The organism is Phycicoccus jejuensis, from assembly GCF_000720925.1.
In the GTDB taxonomy this organism is placed as follows: Bacteria; Actinomycetota; Actinomycetes; order Actinomycetales; family Dermatophilaceae; genus Phycicoccus; species Phycicoccus jejuensis.
The window spans coordinates 21,325-40,710 of sequence record NZ_JOEE01000002.1; the positions used below are offsets into that span (position 1 = coordinate 21,325).

At 72.9% G+C, this 19,386-nt stretch carries 18 protein-coding genes and 3 tRNA genes; 12 read left to right on the top strand and 9 right to left on the bottom strand.

The window, feature by feature from the left end; genetic code table 11:
• Positions 1-3: 3 nt before the first annotated feature.
• Positions 4-1,284: an NAD(P)/FAD-dependent oxidoreductase gene (locus tag IG69_RS0104020; RefSeq protein WP_051750208.1), complete on the bottom strand. Its 1,281-nt coding sequence runs from the start codon at positions 1,282-1,284 to the stop codon at positions 4-6.
• Between the two features lie 101 nt (positions 1,285-1,385).
• Between IG69_RS0104020 and IG69_RS0104025 the strand changes: the two genes are divergently transcribed.
• The 3 genes from IG69_RS0104025 (at position 1,386) to IG69_RS0104035 (ending at position 4,545) form a co-directional block, all read left to right on the top strand.
• Positions 1,386-2,381: a B12-binding domain-containing protein gene (locus IG69_RS0104025; RefSeq protein WP_084696567.1), complete on the top strand. Its 996-nt coding sequence runs from the start codon at positions 1,386-1,388 to the stop codon at positions 2,379-2,381.
• A 71-nt stretch (positions 2,382-2,452) separates the two neighbouring features.
• The gene (locus IG69_RS0104030) at positions 2,453-3,751 is read left to right on the top strand and encodes an SAM-dependent methyltransferase (protein ID WP_030526896.1); all 1,299 of its coding nucleotides are present in this window, start codon (positions 2,453-2,455) and stop codon (positions 3,749-3,751) included.
• Positions 3,751-4,545, top strand: coding sequence for a DUF1295 domain-containing protein (locus IG69_RS0104035; RefSeq protein ID WP_030526897.1), 795 nt, complete (start codon positions 3,751-3,753; stop codon positions 4,543-4,545). The genes IG69_RS0104030 and IG69_RS0104035 overlap by 1 nt, the downstream gene beginning before the upstream one ends.
• Before the next feature lie 24 nt (positions 4,546-4,569).
• On the opposite strand, the gene IG69_RS0104040 is transcribed toward IG69_RS0104035, so the two are convergent.
• Together IG69_RS0104040 and IG69_RS0104045 are read right to left on the bottom strand one after the other, a co-directional pair.
• Positions 4,570-4,998 (bottom strand): DUF2177 family protein, encoded by a 429-nt coding sequence (locus IG69_RS0104040; RefSeq protein WP_030526898.1) that lies wholly within the window; start codon positions 4,996-4,998, stop codon positions 4,570-4,572.
• Between the two features lie 34 nt (positions 4,999-5,032).
• Positions 5,033-6,289: a DUF445 domain-containing protein gene (locus IG69_RS0104045; protein WP_030526899.1), complete on the bottom strand. Its 1,257-nt coding sequence runs from the start codon at positions 6,287-6,289 to the stop codon at positions 5,033-5,035.
• A gap of 204 nt (positions 6,290-6,493) precedes the next feature.
• Between IG69_RS0104045 and IG69_RS0104050 the strand changes: the two genes are divergently transcribed.
• The 8 genes from IG69_RS0104050 (at position 6,494) to IG69_RS0104085 (ending at position 12,029) form a co-directional block, all read left to right on the top strand.
• On the top strand, positions 6,494-7,930 hold the full coding sequence (locus IG69_RS0104050) for a GuaB1 family IMP dehydrogenase-related protein (protein ID WP_030526900.1): 1,437 nt from the start codon (positions 6,494-6,496) through the stop codon (positions 7,928-7,930).
• A gap of 94 nt (positions 7,931-8,024) precedes the next feature.
• A complete protein-coding gene (locus IG69_RS0104055; protein ID WP_030526901.1) occupies positions 8,025-9,236 on the top strand; it encodes a cysteine desulfurase-like protein in 1,212 nt (403 codons plus the stop codon).
• A 76-nt stretch (positions 9,237-9,312) separates the two neighbouring features.
• Positions 9,313-10,368, top strand: coding sequence for a PHP domain-containing protein (locus IG69_RS0104060; RefSeq protein ID WP_030526902.1), 1,056 nt, complete (start codon positions 9,313-9,315; stop codon positions 10,366-10,368).
• Positions 10,365-10,781 (top strand): GntR family transcriptional regulator, encoded by a 417-nt coding sequence (locus tag IG69_RS0104065; protein ID WP_030526903.1) that lies wholly within the window; start codon positions 10,365-10,367, stop codon positions 10,779-10,781. The genes IG69_RS0104060 and IG69_RS0104065 overlap by 4 nt, the downstream gene beginning before the upstream one ends.
• A 120-nt stretch (positions 10,782-10,901) precedes the next feature.
• Positions 10,902-10,974, top strand: a tRNA-Glu gene (locus IG69_RS0104070).
• 18 nt (positions 10,975-10,992) lie between these two features.
• Positions 10,993-11,066, top strand: a tRNA-Asp gene (locus tag IG69_RS0104075).
• A gap of 49 nt (positions 11,067-11,115) precedes the next feature.
• A tRNA-Phe gene (locus IG69_RS0104080) sits at positions 11,116-11,192 on the top strand.
• A 162-nt stretch (positions 11,193-11,354) separates the two neighbouring features.
• Positions 11,355-12,029: a (Fe-S)-binding protein gene (locus IG69_RS0104085; RefSeq protein ID WP_030526904.1), complete on the top strand. Its 675-nt coding sequence runs from the start codon at positions 11,355-11,357 to the stop codon at positions 12,027-12,029.
• Between the two features lie 340 nt (positions 12,030-12,369).
• Here the strand turns inward: IG69_RS0104085 and IG69_RS0104090 are convergent, their stop codons facing one another.
• From IG69_RS0104090 to IG69_RS0104105, 4 genes are all read right to left on the bottom strand, one after another.
• On the bottom strand, positions 12,370-12,705 hold the full coding sequence (locus IG69_RS0104090; RefSeq protein ID WP_030526905.1) for a cupin domain-containing protein: 336 nt from the start codon (positions 12,703-12,705) through the stop codon (positions 12,370-12,372).
• Between the two features lie 26 nt (positions 12,706-12,731).
• A complete protein-coding gene (locus IG69_RS0104095; RefSeq protein WP_030526906.1) occupies positions 12,732-13,049 on the bottom strand; it encodes a Rieske 2Fe-2S domain-containing protein in 318 nt (105 codons plus the stop codon).
• A 573-nt stretch (positions 13,050-13,622) separates the two neighbouring features.
• Positions 13,623-14,477, bottom strand: coding sequence for a DUF6671 family protein (locus tag IG69_RS0104100; protein WP_157577347.1), 855 nt, complete (start codon positions 14,475-14,477; stop codon positions 13,623-13,625).
• The gene (locus tag IG69_RS0104105) at positions 14,474-18,418 is read right to left on the bottom strand and encodes a putative inorganic carbon transporter subunit DabA (protein WP_157577348.1); all 3,945 of its coding nucleotides are present in this window, start codon (positions 18,416-18,418) and stop codon (positions 14,474-14,476) included. The genes IG69_RS0104100 and IG69_RS0104105 overlap by 4 nt, the downstream gene beginning before the upstream one ends.
• Positions 18,419-18,450: 32 nt before the next feature.
• Between IG69_RS0104105 and IG69_RS0104110 the strand changes: the two genes are divergently transcribed.
• Complete coding sequence (locus IG69_RS0104110; RefSeq protein WP_036829040.1) at positions 18,451-18,753, top strand: helix-turn-helix transcriptional regulator; 303 nt, start codon at positions 18,451-18,453, stop codon at positions 18,751-18,753.
• A 183-nt stretch (positions 18,754-18,936) separates the two neighbouring features.
• Here IG69_RS0104110 and IG69_RS22010 read toward each other — a convergent pair whose 3' ends face one another.
• Both IG69_RS22010 and IG69_RS22890 read right to left on the bottom strand, forming a co-directional pair.
• On the bottom strand, positions 18,937-19,113 hold the full coding sequence (locus IG69_RS22010; protein ID WP_211250978.1) for an SDR family oxidoreductase: 177 nt from the start codon (positions 19,111-19,113) through the stop codon (positions 18,937-18,939).
• 1 nt (position 19,114) lies between these two features.
• Positions 19,115-19,369 (bottom strand): hypothetical protein, encoded by a 255-nt coding sequence (locus IG69_RS22890; RefSeq protein ID WP_051750212.1) that lies wholly within the window; start codon positions 19,367-19,369, stop codon positions 19,115-19,117.
• Positions 19,370-19,386 lie beyond the last annotated feature (17 nt).

Here is a 19,386-nt window from a genome sequence, read left to right on the forward strand (position 1 = left end):
GGGTCACCACTCGACACCGAAGGCGCGCGCCGCCTCCACCCCCGACCGGCAGCCGTCCTCGTGGAAGCCCCAGCCCTGGTAGGCGCCGGCGAACGCCGTGCGGTCCGTGGTGATCTCGGGCAGGCGTCGCTGGGCCCGGACGGACGCCACGTCGTAGAGGGGGTGGGTGTACTCCATGGTGGCGACGACGCTACCGGGGTCGATGCGCTCGGTGGCGTTCAGCGTGACGTAGAACGGCTCGCTGTCGGGGATGCCCATGAGCTTGTTCATCCAGTACGTGACGACGGCGCCCTGCGCCGGGTCCCCGACGAGGTAGTTCCACGACGAGCGCGCGAGCCGGGCGCGCGGCATCAGCGAGCCGTCGCGGTGCAGGACGGTCTCGTTGCGGGAATAGCGGAACGCCCCGAGGACCTCCTTCTCGGCGGGCGTCGCGTCGGCGAGCAGCCGCAGGGCGTCGTCGGCGTGAGTCGCGACGACGACCTGGTCGTGGCGGTCGAGCCGCCCTCCCGCCGTACGGATCTCGACACCCTCGGGGGTGCGGGCGACGGAGGTGACGGGGTCCCCGACGTGGACCGCGGGCAGGCGGGCGGCCAGCAGGTCGACGTAGGTGCGGGAGCCGCCGACGACGGTCATCCACTGCGGGGAGTCGCCGACCGAGAGCATCCCGTGGTGCTGGAGGAAGCGGAAGAGGTAGCGCGCCGGGTAGTCCAGGGCGTCGCCGCCGCCGCTCGACCAGACGCAGGCGACGACCGGCACGGCGTACAGCCGGGTGAAGGACTCGGGGAAGCCGTGCTCGCGGATGAACTCGCCGTAGGTCGTCGTGTCCTCGTCGTCGGTCTCGTCGAGGAAGCGAGCGGCGAGGCCGTGGAAGCGCTTGACGGAGCGGAGCATCCCGACGTACTCGCGGTCGAGCAGCTGGCGGGGCCGGGCGACGAAGCCCTTGACCCCGCGGCCGCCCGCGTACTCGAGGCCGGTCGAGGCGTCCCGGATGCTCATCGACATCTCGGTGTCGCGCGCCTCGACGCCGAGCTCGCGGAAGAGGCGGCGCAGGTGCGGGTAGGTGCGGTCGTTGTGGACGATGAAGCCGCTGTCGACCCGGACGTCGCCGCTCGCCGTCGGGACGGTGTGGGTGTGGGCGTGGCCGCCGAGGCGGCCCTGACCCTCGTAGAGCGTGACGTCGTGGGTGGACGAGAGGACGTGTGCCGCAGTCAGACCGGAGACTCCGGCGCCGACGACGGCGATGCGCCGGCGAGCGTCGGGGCTCGCCGCGGGGTGGGTGGGCATGGCCACGACCGTAGAACCTTTCATCGAATGTCGTCAAAGGTTTGTCAAATCTCTGCCGAGCGCCTACCGTGGAGGACGTGAGGCGTTCGGTTCCGCCATCGATGCGGATTGGAGAGCTGGCCACCAAGGTGGGGGTCAGCACCCACGTGCTGCGTGCGTGGGAGTCCCGCTACGGGCTGCTGACCCCGGTCCGCAGCAGCGGCGGCTACCGGCTCTACGGGGCCGACGACGAGCGCCGCGTCCGCGACGTCCTGGCCCTGCGCGAGCAGGGCGTCAGCGCCATGGAGGCATGCCGGCAGGTGCTGGCCGCCGAGCGCGCCGGCAACGCCGCGACCGGCATCACCACCGACGACGTCGAGGGCGAGCCGACGACCAACGGTCACACCGTCGACCCGATGCGCACCGACCCTCCGCTGCTCGTCACCCAGCTGCTCGACGCGGTCACCGCGCTCGACGAGGACCGCGCGCACGCCGTCCTCGACACCGCGTTCCTCGACCGCTCCGTGGAGAGCGCCATCGTCGACGTGCTCGTCCCGTTCTTCGTCCGGGTGGGCGAGATGTGGGAGCTCGGGCGCATCGGCATCGCCCAGGAGCACTTCGCCTCCAGCCTCGTGCGGCGGCGCCTCGGCGCCCTGTCGCTCACCTGGGGCATCGGCACCGGCCCGGTGGCCGTGCTCGCGTGCCCGCCGGGCGAGTTCCACGACATCATCCTCCTCAGCTTCGGCGTGCTGCTCGGCCGGGCCGGGTGGCGCATCCGCTACCTCGGTCCGGACACCCCGATCGCGTCGCTCGCGTCGGCCGCCGACCTCACCCAGCCGGACGCCGTCGTCCTCGCCAGCCGCCGCCCCTCGGGCTTCCGGGCGCACGCACCGGCCCTGCGCCGGCTCGCCGAGCGCCACCCGGTCTGGCTGGCCGGCCGCGGCACGACGCCGCGCGTCCTCGACGAGATCAAGGCCTACCACCTCGGCCCCGACCTCGTCGGCGACGTCACCGAGCTGACCAACGCCGCGCGGGAGCGCCGCCGGGCACAGGCCCAGGAGCAGGACGCCGGCAACGGGGCATCCGCGACCCGGACGGACTCCGAACCCCGGTCGTGACCACACCCGACGGGCCGGGCGCTGCAGCCAGCGCCCGGCCTTCCCCTACCCCCCACACCCCAGGAGCCCCCGTGACGCTGACCGACCGGAGCACGACGAGCACCTCGACACAGGGGCTCGCCCCCCGCATCGAGGCCGCCCTGCGCCCCCTCCTCGCCGGCCCCCTGCCCGTGCGGCTGCGGGCCTGGGACGGCTCCGAGGCCGGCCCCGAGGGCGCCATGCTCGTCGAGCTGCGCTCGCCGCAGGCCCTGACCCGCCTCCTCTGGCACCCGGGCGAGCTCGGCGCCGCGCAGGCCTACGTCACCGGCGAGATCGAGGTGCACGGCGAGATCGGTGACGCCCTCGACCTCGTCCGCGAGACGGTGGCCGCGCGCAGCCTCCCGCCGCTCACCCCGGCCCGCGTCGCGCGGATGCTCCCCGACCTCGTCCGGCTCGCCCGTGACGCCGGGGCCCTCGCCCGCCCGCCGGCCCCGCCGGCCACGCAGGCGGTCATCAAGGGGCGGCTGCACTCGCTGGCCCGCGACCGCGCCTCGATCAGCCACCACTACGACCTCTCGAACGAGTTCTACGAGTTCCTCCTCGACCCGCACATGGCCTACTCGTGCGCCTTCTACGCCGACGGTCCGCAGATGCGCCTCGAGGACGCCCAGGCCGCCAAGCTCGACCTGGTCTGCCGCAAGGTCGGCCTCCAGGAGGGCATGCGCTTCCTCGACGTCGGCTGCGGCTGGGGCTCGCTGTCGCTGTACGCGGCCGAGCACTTCGGGGCGCACGTCACCGGCGTGACGATCGCCGCCGAGCAGAAGGCGTTCATCGACGAGCGGATCCGCGAGCGCGGGCTCCAGGACCGGGTGCAGATCCGCCTGCAGGACTACCGCGAGGTGCACGACGGCCCGTACGACGCCGTCGCGTCGCTCGAGATGGGCGAGCACGTCGGCGAGAAGAACTACGACACCTACGCCGAGGTGCTGCACCGCAACGTCAAGCCCGGCGGGTACGTCCTCGTCCAGCAGATGTCGCGCTTCCGCGGCCACCACCCCGGCGGCGGCCCGTTCATCGAGCAGTTCATCGCCCCCGACATGACGATGCGACCGGTCGGCGACACCCTGACCTTCCTCCAGGGCGCCGGTTTCGAGGTCCGCGGCGTGCACGCCCTGCGCGAGCATTACGTGTGGACGGTCGAGGCCTGGCACCGCACCCTCGAGGAGAACTGGGACCGCGCCGTCGAGCTCCTCGGCGAGGAGGGGGCGCGGGTCTGGCGCCTCTACCTCGTCGGTGGCGCGCAGGCCTTCCGCGACAACCGGATGGGCGTCGACCAGCTGCTCCTCCGCCGCACCGGCGGCCCGGCCGTCGTCTCGGACCCCGCGCGCTGATGGACGGCTTCTCCGGAGGGACGCTCGGCGTCGTCCTCGTCGCGTCCGCCCTCACGTCGCTCGTGGCCATGGGCGCCACGGCGCTGTGGTCGAAGCGGGTCGGCAAGTACGCGGTCGTCGACATCACGTGGGGCCTGGTCTTCGTCGCGATCGGCTGGGTCGCGTACCTGGCCGGCCAGCACTCGGGCCGCTCGCTGCTGCTCGCCGTGCTCGTCACCCTCTGGGGTGGCCGGCTGGCGTGGCACATTCGCGGGCGTGCGCTCGGGCAGGGCGAGGACCCGCGCTACGCGAAGATGCTGTCGGGCGTCCCCGAGGAGAAGCGGTTCCGCACCGCCCTGGTCAAGGTGTTCGGCACCCAGGGCGCGGCGGCGTGGTTCGTGTCCCTGCCGCTGCAGGTCGCGGCCGCCACCGACTCGGCCCTCGGCTGGGTCGCGGCGCTCGGCGTCCTCGTCTGGCTCGTCGGCGTGACCTTCGAGTCGGTCGGCGACGCCCAGCTCAAGGCGTTCAAGGCCGACCCCGCCAACAAGGGCAAGGTCATGGACCGCGGCCTCTGGGGCTGGACCCGCCACCCGAACTACTTCGGCGACTCCGCCGTCTGGTGGGGCATGTGGGTCGTCGCGGCCGAGGCGTGGCCCGGGGTGCTCACCGTGCTCTCGCCGGTCGTCATGACCTACTTCCTCGCGTTCGCGACCGGGGCCCGGCTGCTGGAGTCCGAGATGGCCAAGCGCCCCGGCTACCCGGAGTACCAGGAGCGCACGAGCATGTTCTTCCCGCTTCCCCCGAAGAAGAAGTGAGCGCCGTCGCCCTGCTGCCGCCCGTCAGCGGCGGCGCAGGGTGACGCCCAGCGCGACGGCGGCGGTCACGGTGCACAGCACCGTCCCCCACGCGATGTCGACGAGGACGACGACGAGCGGGAAGTCGCGCAGCACCGCCATCGAGGTGAGGTCGAAGGTCGCGTAGGTGACGACGCCGAACGCCGCCGCGTCGCGCACGCCCCGCCGCACCGAGCCCGCCGCGAGCGCCGGCCGGACGACGAAGTGGACGAACCCGAGCAGGTAGACGACGTAGAACGCCACCGCAGCGGCCATGTTCGGCTTCTCGGCGAGCAGGTGGCCGATCCGGTCGTCGTAGAGCGTGCCGGAGCCGGTGGTCAGCCAGACGGCGTCGAGCACGGCGAAGACGAGCGCGCTCAGGGCAGCAGCGGTGAGCAGCAGGCGGGTCGGCGGGGTGGCGGCCTCGGCGGTCATGCGCCCCAGCATCCCAGCCGGGCGCCCGCCGGGGTCATCCGAGCAGCTGCGCGACCGCGTGGATGACGAGGCCCGCGAGGGCGCCGACCACCGTGCCGTTGATCCGGATGAACTGGAGGTCGCGACCGACGTGCAGCTCGATGCGCTCGGAGGCCTCCCGGGCGTCCCAGCGCTCGACGGTGACGGAGATGACCTCGGCGAGCTCCTCGCCGTAGGTCGAGACGACGAACGAGACCGCCTCCCCGAGGCGCGCCTCGGCGACGGCCTTCCACTCCGGGTCGTGCTCCAACCGGGCGCCGAGGTGCTCGAGCAGCTCGTCGCCGCGGGTGTGGAAGTACGAGCGCTCGTCGTCCATCGCCGTCTCGAGCGAGCTGCGGAACGAGCGCCACAGCCCGACCGCGGTCTCTGCGGCCTGCGGGTGGGTGAGCAGGCGCTCCTTGAGCGACTCGGCGCGCGCCATCACGTCGGCGTCGTGCTGGAGGTCGTGGGCGAGTCGGCGCAGGAGGTCGTCGAGGGCGAGGCGCGCCGGGTGGCGCGGGTCGCGGCGGATCTCGCGCAGCCAGGCGAGGACCTGGTCGTAGGTCCAGGTGATGACGCGGTCGTCGAGCCACGGCGGGGTCCACCACGGCGCCTTGCTGCCGAGGACGTCGGCGTAGGTGCCGGGGTTCTCGCGCAGCCAGTCGTGCAGCTGCTCGAGGCCGAGGTCGACGAGCCCGTGGTGGGTGCTCTCCTCGACGACCCCCTCGAGCAGCGCGCCGGCGATCGGGCTGACCGGCTCGCGGACGAGGCGGGGCACGAGGACGTCGGCGACGAGCGAGCGCACCTCGTCGTCGGTGAGCCGGCCGAGGCCGGCGCGCGCGACCCGGACGACCTCGCTGAGGACGCGTCGGCGGTTGCGCGCGACCCCGAGCCAGCGGCCGACCCGGCCGGTCACGTCGGCCGCCGCGAGCCGCTCGCGGGCGATCTCGACGGTGAGGAAGTTCTCGGTGACGAACTCCTGGAGGTTGCGCCCGATCTCGTTCTTGCGCCGCGGGATGATCGCCGTGTGCGGCACCGGCAGGCCCAACGGGTGCCGGAAGAGGGCGGTGACGGCGAACCAGTCGGCGAGCGCGCCGACCATCGCCGCCTCGGCCGCGGTGTTGACGTACCCCCACACGCCGGCGTGGTCCAGGCGCAGCGTCGCGAGGAAGACGACCGCCGCGAGCAGCAGCAACGACAGCGCGACCAGGCGCATCCGGCGCAGCGCCGTGCGGCGCCGCGCGTCGGCCGGGGACTCCGCCATGAGGCTCACCCAGCCGATCCTGCCCGACGTCGGTGTCGAGTGCGGAAGTGGTGGTCAGGACGACCACCTCCGCCCTCGACGCCAGGGGTCCCCCGCGCCTCGCTGGGTCGAGGGCGCCGGCGGTCGCTGGGGCAGCCGCGAGCGCACTCGACTCCGGGGGGGTCGGGCGGGATGGCGAGGTGGCGGGCGGGCGGGCGCGCCTACGCTGGACCCGTGCAGTTCCTCAACGGCCTCATGCCCCAGCTCGACCTCACCTACGACGACGTCTTCATGGTGCCGAACCGCTCGTCGGTCACGAGCCGGCTCGACGTCGACCTCGCCAGCACCGACGGCACGGGCACGACGATCCCGCTCGTCGTCGCCAACATGACGGCGATCGCCGGCCGCCGGATGGCCGAGACGACCGCCCGCCGCGGCGCACTGACCGTCATCCCGCAGGACATCCCGGTCGAGGTCGTCCGCGAGGTCATCGCGTGGCAGAAGTCGCGCCACCTCGTCTACGACACCCCGATCAGCCTCGCGCCGACGACGACCGCCGGCGAGGCGCTCGTCCTCCTCCACAAGCGCGCGCACGGCGCGGCCGTCGTCGTCGAGGGCGACCGCCCGGTCGGCATCGTCAGCGAGACCGACCTCACGGGGGTCGACCGGTTCACCCAGCTCGCCGACGTCATGGTCCGCGAGATGGTGACCCTCGACGACGGCGTCGACGTCGAGAAGGCCTTCGACGTCCTCTCGCACGCCCGCCGACGTCTCGCCCCGGTCATCGCCCCCGACGGCACGCTCGTCGGCCTGCTGACCCGCGCCGGCGCCCTGCGCGCGCACCTGTACTCCCCCGCGGTCGACGCCTCGAACCGCCTGCGCATCGCGGCGGCCGTCGGCATCAACGGCGAGGTCGCGGAGCGGGCGCAGGCCCTCGCCGAGGCCGGCGCCGACGTCCTCGTCATCGACACGGCGCACGGCCACCAGGAGAAGATGATCGAGGCGCTGCGCCAGGTGCGCGCCCTCGACCTCGGGGTGCCGGTCGTGGCCGGCAACGTCGTCTCCGCGCAGGGCACGCGCGACCTGATCGAGGCGGGTGCCGACATCGTCAAGGTCGGCGTCGGCCCGGGCGCGATGTGCACCACCCGGATGATGACCGCGGTCGGCCGCCCCCAGTTCTCCGCGGTGCTCGAGTGCGCCACGGCGGCCCGCGAGCTCGGCAAGAACGTCTGGGCCGACGGCGGCGTCCGCCACCCCCGCGACGTCGCGCTCGCCCTGGCCGCCGGCGCGTCGAACGTCATGGTCGGCTCGTGGTTCGCCGGGACGCTGGAGTCCCCCGGTGACCTCTACACCGACGAGCAGGGCCGCCAGTACAAGGAGTCCTTCGGGATGGCCTCGGCCCGGGCCGTGCGCAACCGCACCGCCACCGAGAGCGCGTACGACCGCGCCCGCAAGGCCCTCTTCGAGGAGGGCATCAGCAGCGCCCGGATGTACGTCGACCCCGCGCGCCCGAGCGTCGAGGACGTCATCGACCAGATCGTCGCCGGCCTGCGCAGCGCATGCACCTACGCCGGCGCGCGCTCGCTCGAGGAGTTCCACGAGCGGGCGACGGTCGGCATCCAGAGCACGGCCGGCTTCGCCGAGGGGCGGCCGCTGCACACCTCCTGGTGAGCCCCGCCCGGGTGCGCGCCCACCCCTCGGACAGCCGGTCATCGGCCGGGAGGGTGCGCACCGTGCGGCGTCGCCGATGGGCGAAAATGAGTGCATGGCCTACGACGTCGAGCGGATCCGTTCCCACTTCCCGTCCCTCGTCGAGGGGGCGGCCCACTTCGACGGCCCCGGCGGCAGCCAGGTGCCGGACGTCGTCGGCCGCGCCGTCGCCGACACCCTGACCTCGGCCATCTCCAACCGCGGCGTCGTCACCTCCTCCGAGCGCCGCGCCGACGCCGTCGTCGTCGCCTACCGGCAGGCGATGGCCGACCTCCTCGGCGCCGACCCGCGCGGCATCGTCCACGGCCGCAGCGCCACCACGCTCACCTACGACCTGGCCCGGGCCATGGCCAAGGGCTGGGGTCCCGGCGACGAGGTCGTGGTCACGCGGCTCGACCACGACTCGAACATCCGCCCGTGGGTCCAGGTCGCCGAGGCGGTCGGTGCGACCGTGCGCTGGGTCGACTTCGACCCGGAGTCGGGCGAGATGCCGACCTCCGCCGTCGAGGCCGTGCTCAGCGAGCGCACGCGGCTCGTCGCGACGACGGCGGCGGGCAACCTCATCGGCACCCGTCCCGACACCGCCGCGATCTCGGCGGCCGCGCACGCGGTCGGCGCCCTGCACTGGGTCGACGGCGTGCACGCGACCGCCCACGTCCCGGTCGACGTCGCCGCGCTCGGGGCGGACGTGTGGACCTGCTCGCCGTACAAGTTCCTCGGGCCGCACTGCGGCGTCCTCGCGGCCGACCCGGAGCTGCTGGAGTCGCTGCACCCCGACAAGCTGCTGCCCTCGAGCAACGACGTGCCCGAGCGCTTCGAGCTGGGGACGCTCCCCTACGAGCTGCTGGCCGGCGCCACGGCCGCGGTCGACTTCCTCGCCGGCCTCGACGACCTCGACACCCCGGTGACGCCCGAGACCCGGCGGGCGCGCCTGCGCTCGTCGATGGCCGCCCTCGAGAAGTACGAGGAGGGGCTGCTCGCCCGCCTCGAGCCGGCCCTGCGCGGCCGCCGCGGTGTGCAGGTGTGGTCCAACGCCGCCCGCCGGACGCCGACCCTCCTCTTCACGGTGACCGGCCGCGACCCGCAGGACGTGCGCCGCACGCTGGCCAGCCACGGCGTCAACGCCCCCGCGGGCAGCTTCTACGCGCTGGAGTGCAGCCGCCACCTCGGCCTCGGCGACGCGGGCGGCGTGCGGGTCGGCCTGGCGCCGTACACGAACCGCCAGGACGTCGACCGGCTGCTCAGCGCGCTCGACGACGTCTGCTGACGTCGGCCCCCTGCCCGGCCGGACGGGGCCGTCGCGTCCCGTCCGGCCGTGCCGCGGCTGTGACAGCATCGACGGCATGGTCGCCCTGCTCGAGCCGCTGGAGGCTCCCGTCGACCCCGTCGACGCGCTGCGCCGCATCGCCTTCCTGCTCGAGCGCACCCGCGCCGGCACCTATCGGGTCGAGGCGTTCCGCAACGCGGTGAAGCGCGTGAGGACGCTGGACGACGACGAGCTGCGCGAGCGCGCCTCTGCCGGAACGCTGCAGGAGCTCGACGGCATCGGGAAGTCGACGGCGGGCGTCATCGCCGAGGCCGTGGCCGGCGAGGTGCCGGAGTACCTGGCGTCGCTCCAGGAGAAGTCCGGGGGCCCGCTCGTCGACGGCGGCGAGGACCTCTACGGGATGCTCCGCGGCGACTGCCACCTGCACTCGGACTGGAGCGACGGCGGCTCCCCCATCGACGAGATGGTGCTGACCGGCATCGAGACCGGGCACGAGTGGATGGTGCTCACCGACCACAGCCCGCAGCTGCGCGTGGCCAACGGCCTGACGGTGGAACGGCTGCGGCAGCAGCTGAAGATCGCCGATGGCGTGAACCGTTCGCTCGCAGGCCAGTTCACACTGCTCAAGGGCATCGAGGTCGACATCCTCGACGACGGCTCGCTCGACCAGACCGACGAGATGCTGGGCCGTCTCGACCTCGTCACCGCGTCGGTGCACAGCAAGCTGCGGATGAACGCCGACCCGATGACGCGGCGGATGGTCGCCGCGGTGTCGAACCCACGGGTCAACGTGCTGGGCCACTGCACGGGGCGGCTGGTCACCGGATCGCGCGGCACGCGCCCGCAGTCCGAGTTCGACGCCCGGGCGGTGTTCGAGGCCTGCGCCGAGCACGGCACCGCCGTCGAGATCAACAGCCGCCCCGAGCGCTGCGACCCGCCGGACGAGCTCGTGACCCTCGCGCTCGAGATCGGCTGCCTGTTCAGCATCGACTCCGACGCGCACGCGCCGGGGCAGCTGGACATGAAGGCGTACGGGTGCGAGCGGGCCGAGCGTCTCGGCGTGCCGGCCGACCGCATCGTCACGACGTGGGACGTCGAGCAGGTCCTGGAGTGGACGGGGGTCGGGCGGTGAGCGGGCGCGTCACGACCGCCCTCGGCGGCGTCCTACGGGTCGAGCACGACGGCGCGCGACCGCCGTTCGACCAGGTGCGCACCCAGCTGGCCGAGGCCGTCGGCGACGGGCGCCTGGCCGAGGGCACGCGGCTGCCGACGGTCCGCGGCCTGGCCGAGGAGCTCGGTCTCGCCGCCAACACCGTCGCGCGGGCCTACAAGGAGCTCGAGGCCGCCGGCCTCGTCGTCACCCGGGGACGCCTCGGGACCGTCGTCGCGCCCCGCGGCGGGGGCGGCGCACGCGGCGGGGCATCCGTCCCGGACCCCGCGATGCGGCTGGCCGCGGCCGACTTCGCCCGGGCGGCACGGGCCGCCGGACTCACCGACGAGGCGGCCGTCGCGCTCGTGCGGGACGCCCTCGGGCACCTGCGCTGACGCCCCTCCGGCCCCGGCCGGACCCCGTTTTGGTGGTCGCGGGAATCTCCCCTATGCTTTCGGAGTCCTCGACGGATCCGATCCCGGGTTGTGCGACGGAGAGGGTCCGACGAAGGTCGGGTCCCCATCGTCTAGCGGCCCAGGACCCCGCCCTTTCACGGCGGTAGCACGGGTTCGAATCCCGTTGGGGATACGGTCTTGCACCAGCCAAGGCCCCGTAGCGCAGTTGGTTAGCGCGCCGCCCTGTCACGGCGGAGGTCGCGGGTTCGAGTCCCGTCGGGGTCGCTCCTTCACGAGAGGGGCCGGATACGTCCGGCCCTTCCGTGCAGGTCCAGGCCAGGTAGCTCAGTTGGTACGAGCGTCCGACTGAAAATCGGAAGGTCGGCGGTTCGACCCCGCCCCTGGCCACCAGCAAACCCGCAGGTCACAAAGTTGTTGCAGAGTGATCGCGACTCCTCAGGATTCGCGCATGCTCACAGTTTGCTCACAGCCGCCCACAACGGTACCTCCAGAGCCCGCAGCCCGTCGTCGGGGCGGCACGGGTGAGATGAATCGCCCTACGTCGAGTCCTCGGTGCTCGAGGCGACCGTCGAGGTGCTCGAGCACGTCGGCTACACGGTGTCGCTGCCCTCCCGGCCCCTCTGCTGTGGCCGGCCGCTGTACGACGCCGGCATGCTCACCACCGCCGAACGCCTGTGGCGCCAGGTTCTCGACATCCTGCGCGACGACATCCGGGCTGGCGTGCCCGTCGTCGGCGTCGAGCCCAACTGCGTCGCGGCCTTCCAGGACGAGCTCGTCGGCCTCTTCCCGGACGACGCGGACGCCCGGCGGCTCTCGGAGCAGACCTTCATCCTCTCCGAGTTCCTCGAGCGCCAGCGCTACCAGCCCCCGCGGCTCCCGGTCGATGCCCTCGTGCAGATGCACTGCCACCACGTCGCGGCCCTGGGCACCGATGCCGAGGTGGCCCTACTCCGGCGGATGGGTGTCGACGCCGAGGTGATGGACGCCGGGTGCTGCGGCCTCGCCGGGTCCTTCGGCTTCTCGGCGAGCAAGTACGACGTGTCCGTGCGCGTCGGCGAGCGGAATATGGCGCCGCGGATCCGGGCGGCCTCGGCGGGCACCCAGATCGTCACCGACGGGTTCAGCTGCCGCGAGCAGATCCAGCACCTCACCGACAGACAGCCCCGGCACCTCGCCGAGCTGTTCCGGGACACCATCCGGGCGCAGCAGGCTGGCAGTCCCGACTGACAGACACGAGATCGTCGAGTCGGAACGACTCGCGTGGGGTCACGCTCGTGACCTGACCATCCGGGACGTGAACGCCTCGGGCACCCACGCGTCTACCCGTCCCGGTTCGGTCTTGACGGTGCAGGGTGGTCGGACCGTGTCCGCCCTTCGGCGTAGGCCAGGGTGGCGCGGTCGGTCGTCGTGAACCGGTCCATCTCTTCACCTGCGTCACATCGCAGGAGTGCGAACGTCGTCCCTTCCGGGCCCCGGGTGGCCACCTCCCAGACACCCCCGGACTCCTCCCAGCGGATCAGTCGTTGGAGGTCCGCGACGCTGTCGGACGCCCGCCCCGCCGAGTCGCTCATGACAACGGCTTGACTACGGTGAGGAGCACGACGGAGTCCTCGACCGCGAAGAGCGAGTGCCGACGTGGGGGGATGACCAGGTGGTCGGCGGCGCCCGCCTCACGCTCTCCGCCCGAGGTGCGGAGTCGGACCCGTCCTCGCAGGACCTGCAGGGTGGCCTCACCAGGGCTCTCGTGCTCGGCGAGCTCGTGCTCCGCGACGAGGGCGATGACCGTCTCGCGAAGCATCCGGTCGTGACCACCGTGGATCGTGCGCGAGGCACGACCGGCCACGCTCTCTCGAGCGACGGCGAGCACCTCGTCGCCCAGTGCGGTGAGTGACGTGCTGTCCATGTGCTGCCCTTCCTCACGACCGTTGACTACGGCCTTCCATCGACGTGGACGTACACCTCGTCGTCGATCACCTCGACCCGGTACACGACCGTGTCGCGGGTGGCCGGTAGGCAGAGCACCTTGCCGGTCCACAGCGAGAAGGTCGAGCCGTGCAGCGGGCACTCGACCGTACCGTCTTCGACCCACCCGTGTGCCCGCGACGCGGTTTCGTGCGTACAGGTGTCGTCGGTCGCCCACACCCGCCCGTCACCGTCCCGCAGTACGGCGATGTCGTTGACGGCACCGGTGACGTCGCGGCCGACGGAGACTCCGCCACCGAAGGGGATCTGCCCGATGGACGCCACCCGGACGGCGGGTCGTGGCCCTTCCCGGGTGGCCGAGAGGTCACTACCGCGGTGACAGACAGACAACACAGGTCGTCGGGGTGGCGAAGGGGACGAGCGCGACATCCGTGCTACCCGGAGGCGGGGGGGGTGTCGCCGTGCACGATCCCTTGAGGATCCGGGCGTGCAGAGCACAGACGAGCTGGCTGCGGCTCTCGGCCAACTCCCGGAACGGACAGTTGTACAGGCGGATCTCGTCCACCGGCCCCGGGGCGCCGGGCCGCGGGGTGAAGCCGCCTCGGCGAGGACGTCATGCAAGGAGCCCGCAGACGGTCGTACGGACCTGCCTCTCGGGTTTGCTCCCCCGAGCAGCGCACCCCAGGACAGTCCGATAGCCCGTGCCTCGGCACGCCGATTTCCCGTCATGGACCAAGCCCCACCGGACCCGCCGGGGTGACTGGGGGCCACACGCCGCTTCATGGTGTCATCGACGCCGCGCCGTCGCGGTTGCGCCAACACGCCGTTTGGCCCGCTCCCTCACGACGCCCGATACGTCTCGATCCGGGTAGTCATGGTCAGGGCGCGAGGAAGACCTCAGGGGTTGCAGGAGGGGCACCGCGCCGGGTCGGCCGTTGCGGCCTCGGCCGACCGCGTGCTCGTCGCGCCGCAGTGCGGACACCGGTGTACGAGGGCGAGGACCTCGTCGGTCGCGGTGCCGCAGTCGCGGCACGGCGCGCCGCGCACGACGTCCTCGACACCGTAGCCCGGGGCGGCGCACGAGGGGCACGGGCTGGAGAGCCTGAGCAGGAGGTCCTGGGCGGCGCGGACCATCACGAGATGACGCGTGGGGCACATGTGGGCACGCAGGTCGGTCTCGATGCGGACCCGGGGATGGTCCCGGGCGAGCCGGGCCACGGCAGCCCTCAGCTCGTCGGCGTCGGCGACACCCTTGGTGACGGCATCGGCGGGCGGCCTGTCAGTGTCGGGACGAACGATGAGCCGGTGTTCGCGCAGGTCGAGCCCCCCGATCCTCTCGACGGGGTCCTCGTCGACCTCGAGCACCCAGGCGCGCACCCAGGGGGCGAGCCCCCAGGCCCGTCCGGCGACCGCCACGTCGGTGTCGGTGTCGAGCAGGACGACGACCTCCCGCTGGATGACGACGAACCCGGTGTCCGGCTCGGGGCCGAACGATCCCTCCGAGGCGAGGTTGAGCGCGAGCCCGCTGGAGCCGGCGCCCAGCCGCGCCTTGAGCACGGCCGTCTCGATGATCCCGGCGGGTCGAGGCACCTCGCCGCTGAAGGTCCCCAGCGAGTCGGTGTCCACCCGAAGGGGGATCAGGTGCAGCCCCGCCCTCGACAGCACGGTGCGCAGGACTTCCTCCTTCTGGTGCCGGGTGGCGATCGCGACGGGTCGACAGTGGTACGTGCTGGGAAGCAAGACGGTGCTCATGCGTACTCCGTGGTGGTCGCCGGCGCGACGCCGGGCAGGATGGCGAGTGAGGTGGGGAAGGGACGCCAGGCGAGGTCGTGACCGAGGGTGAGGACCCGTCCGTCGTCGACGGCGAGGAGGGTCACCCAACGCCCGGTGACCAGGCGGCGCAGACCGTCGTGGCCATGGACGACGCCGCCGATCGCCTCCGGGTCGGCGGCGACGATGACCGTGAGCCGGACGGGCGTGTGCACGAGCCCGTCGGTGGAGCCGGAGGTGAGGGGATGACGGGCGAGCGCCTGCCAGGGCAGGCCGGTGCGCAGGTCGCCCCGTGCGCCGGTGAGGACTCCGACGTCACCGACGACGTTGTGGGTGGTCTTGTCCCCGGAGCCGAAGAGCTCGGGCGCCACGGTGGAGAAGTGGTACTGGGCGTTGATCCACTGCGCCACGACCAGCGGTGCGGTGAGCAGCAGTGCAAGGATCTCTCCGCCGGGGTCGAGCCGCCGGTCGTAGGAGTGCAGGAAGACCCTTCCTCCCCATGGGGTGCCCCGGGTCAGGCTCCGGGGTCCGATCACGAGGGCGGCGTTCCCGGCGAGGCCCCACTCAGGCGTGGGTTCGGACCAGTCGGCGGCGCGCCGGCGCAGCACTTGGGGGCTTCGCGAGCGACCGCCGCCCGGGAGGTCGCCCAGTCGTTCTCGTCCCGCCGCCTCCCCCGCCAAGTGGAGGTCGCGCAGCAGGCTCATGGGCGCACCGGGACCGAGGATCCGGATGCCGTCGGTCGTCGTGTCGTGCAGGGCTGCGACCGCGACGGTGTCGTCCGGCAGCCGGACCCCGCGCGCGGACAGCTGGATGCGCACCTCGGGGTCGTTGAGCGCGGCGGCGAGGATCGTGGCGTTGACGGCTCCGGAGTGGCCACCACAGGCGCCGCAGTCGTAGGCCGAGACGAACGCGTTGTTCTCGATGGTGGCACCGTGGCCGCACACGAGGATGACGGGTGCGAAGCGGTCGACCAGCCCGACTGCCGTCAGCGCACCGTGTGCGAGCTCGAGCAGCTCCTGCACGGGCAGGTCCGGTAGATCCCGCTCGGCGGGAGCAGGGTCCCGACCCGGCAGCGTCTCGTCCGTCGTCACCGACCGGGTCAGTCGACGCACGAGGTCGGGACGGATCAGCGTCGCCAGACTGGTCAGCCCACAGAGGATCCCCCCACCGTCCGCGACGGCGAGCGCGGCCAGGGGGTGCCGGCTCACCGAGGTCGCGGCGCGGTGCAGGGCCTGGCTCAGCCGGAGCGGCCCACCGTCCTCGGTGACCTGCAGCGCGGGTTCCAGGATGGCGGGGCACCGGTCGCTCGTCGTCCCGTCGGCGTCGGTGTGACGGAGCGCGGCGCCGAAGAAGCCGGCGAAGCCGTAGGTCTCGTGGTCACCGACCGCCTCCAGGTGCCGTCGGACTCGCTCGGAACGAACGTCGATGCACCACAGGGACTGGCTCGCGGGCCGACCGCCGGTGAGGTCGTCGCCGTCGGGCCCGTCGAGGTCGAGCCCCTCCACGAGCCTGGACTGCTCGCCGAGCTCGAGGGCGTCCTGCCAGATCGCGGCGAGGTCGGCCTCCTCGGCGGTGACCGGGCTGACTCGCGACCGGCCCGCGGGTGGCACGAGCGAGGACGGGCCCGACGGCTCGACCGCGCTCGCGAAGAGCACGTCGTGCGCCATCCGCAGGGCGACGAGCTCGACGAGCGGCTCGACGGTGCCGGCCTCGCGGGCCCGCCAGGCGGCGTGGGCGCTCCATCCCGCACCGGCGGAGAACAGGTCGGTGACGTACTCCTCCAGCTCCGTCGGGTCGAGCCCCAGCACGCTGGCCAGCACGCCGACGGCCCGAGCGGGGTCCGTGGGGAGCTGCGCCACCCACTCGGCCGCGCCCTCCACCCGGGCCACCCGGTCGTAGACAGGGTCGTGCGCCGCTTCCCGCCACACCACGAAGGGACCGGGTCCGACCTCGTTCGACGTCGGCGTGTCGGCCCATGCGTGGAGCAGCCACACGCCTTCGTGCTCGATGGCCCGCCGAGCCCAGGTCGGTGACGCCACCCGGTCCAGCAGGCGGCGCTTCCCGGGCTCCGGAGTCGCATCTCCCGCCCTCGACGCCCCGGGCCCGCGCCATCTCGACGTAGCGCTGAGGAGGTCGCCGACATCCGCGGGGTGCCCCGGGGGCGCCACGGCGAGTGCGGCGACCAGGTGCTCGTCCCGGATGCGGCCCTCGGCGTGGAGCGCCAGGTAGTGCTCGAGAGCCGGGCGCAGCCGGACGCCGTGGACAGCCTCCCCCCGGGCCAGGGCCTCCGGTACCGGAAGGTGCTCGAGCCCGGACAAGGGGTTGGCCGCCACCATCGAGCGCAGCGGCCACCCCGGACCGGTCGTCGCGGCGGCCCGCTCGACGCTCTCGACGACCCGCCGGTCGTCCTCCGGTCCCAGCTCGGCCGCCGCGGCCAGCGCCGCCACGTGCGACGACGCGAGCCGTCGGCGCGAAACCCGCCCGGGCCCCAGCGAGAACGGCAGCAGCGCGGTCGCCCTGCGGCCCAAAGGGTCTCGCTGCACCTCGCGCAACACCCACAGCACGACGCCCCCCGCGAGCAGCACCCCCCCGACCACCGCGACCCCCGCGGCCCCAGACCACACCGTCGTCACGGGGAGAGCCGATTCCAGTAGCCGCTCCCACCCCCTGAGCAGCCACAGGTACGCGGCGCCGACGAGACCGCTCAGCGTGGCGACGGCGAGGGCAAGGGGTGTCGGCACCCGCTCCAGGGCGCCGGCGTGCCAGCCACCGGCGGCGGCCGCGCAGGCGCCGAGGAGCATCGGCACGATGGCCGCGGCACCGACGGAGGAGAAGATGGACCCCGCGGCGGGCGCACCCGGGCCGACCACGAGAGTGAGCGCCACGAGCGCGAGCAACGTCTGTCGCCGGGGCCGGTGGCTCGTCCGCCACCGGTGGCGACGGCGGTCGACGGCTCCTCCGGCGCGCAGGAACAGCCACGACTTGTACGACCCGTGCGCGATGACGTGCATCAGTGCCATGGCCGGCAGGCCGAGACCCAGCTGGACGGTCATGAACCCCATCTGCCCCGTCGTCGACCACGCCAGCCGGCCCTTGACGTCACGCCGCACGGATCCCGCCCACGCGCCCACCGCCACGGTCAGTCCGCCGATGACGAGCAGGCCGAGCAGGACGCCGGGGCTCGCGGCCAGCAGCGGCCAGGTGAGCACCCCGAGCACCCCCGCGCCGTTGACGATCCCGGCGTGCAGCAGACCCGACACCGGCGATGGAGCCTCAGCGGTCTCCTGCAGCCACCGATGGGCCGGGACGAGGGCGCTGCGGGTGAGGCAGGCGAGCGCGACGAGGACGGCGACGAGGTCGGCCTGCTGGCCGGGGTCGACCTGCGCCAGCCCGCTCCGCCGGCTCGTTCCGAACCACCAGGCCAGGAGCCCGACGGCCAGCCACAGGGCGGTGTCGCCGAGCAGGAGGTGGCGCCGCACGAAGCGCGCGGCGTCGGGGGCTCGTGTCGTGCCGCTGCGGGCGATGAGTCCGGTCACGGCCAGGCCGCTCACCGTCCAGCCCGCGGCGAGGACGACGAGGTCGTCGCTGGTCACCATCGCGGCCAGTGCGACCAGCGTCAGGCAGAGCAGCGCTTCGGTGCGGCCTCCGGGACGTCCGCGCAGGTTCGACGCGCAGAACCGGGCCACCACCCAGCCGAGTGCCGCGACGAAGACGAGCAACACCGCGGCCGCGACGTCCAGGCGCCAGTGCCAGGCGAAGGGGCCGAGTGCGACCGCGCCCGACAGCGGCCGGTCCCGGATCGCAGGGGCGAGGGCGGCGAGCCCGAGGAGAGAACCGACGAGGGCGACGAGGCGCGCGGTGAGAAACCCAAACACATGCAGAGTTATACATGAATTAAGCTGCATTAGTCGAGAGACGTCCACGCATGTCGAGCACGCGTGGATATCGTCGGGCGATGGACACCGAACAGAGTCGGCGCTGGACGTTCCTGTCCAACCACGGACACGTGCTCGTGGCCCTCAGCCGCACCCCCGACTGCCGGGTCCGGGAGCTGGCCGACCTCGTGGGCATCACCGAGCGCGCCACCCTCTCGATCCTCGGCGACCTCGAGGAGGCCGGCTACCTCACCCGGACCCGGGTGGGCCGCCGGACCGTCTACCGGGTCGACCCCGAGATGCACCTGCGACACCCCGCGGAGTCCACGGTCCCCGTCGCGGCCCTGCTCGCCATCTTCGACGCTCCGCAACCACCCATGTGAGGCCGACTCCGAGGTACCTCGCTGCGTCCTTGGACTCTACGAGTCAACGGCCAGGTCAGGGAGCTGGCAGTTGGTGGTTCCGGCTGGTCACCACGCCCCCCTGTCTGGGATCGGCACCCCGATCCAGAGGCTTGCACCCCGGCGCTGCAGGCCTCCCAACGGAGGCGCTGAGGACCGCTCACATCAGACAGCCGTGAACGCGTTGTCGACGAACGGCTGGGCGCCGCTGACGAACGACGCGTCATCGCTCAGCAAGAAGAGCGTCGCCCTCGCGACCTCCTCGGGTCTACACAGGCGTCCCTGCTGAGAGGCGATCACCTCGTCGGACACGTCCACGCCGCACGACGTGAGCAGCTCCACCTCACGACGCCCGTGCGGTGTGTCGATGGATCGCGGCCTCACGAGCGGCGATGAGGTCACCGGTCGGTGGCCCCTCGAACCGACGCCGCTCAAGGGCGAGCCAGACCACGAGGGCGAGTACGACGAACCCGACCGTGATCGGGAGTGCGTAGTCGTTGGGTGCCTGAACGCCCACGATGAAGATGAGCGCCATCGCGGCCAGGCACAGGACGGCCACCACACGGAACCGCCCGATCCCGAGGTTCCAGGGACCCATGTGGGGCCACTTCGCAC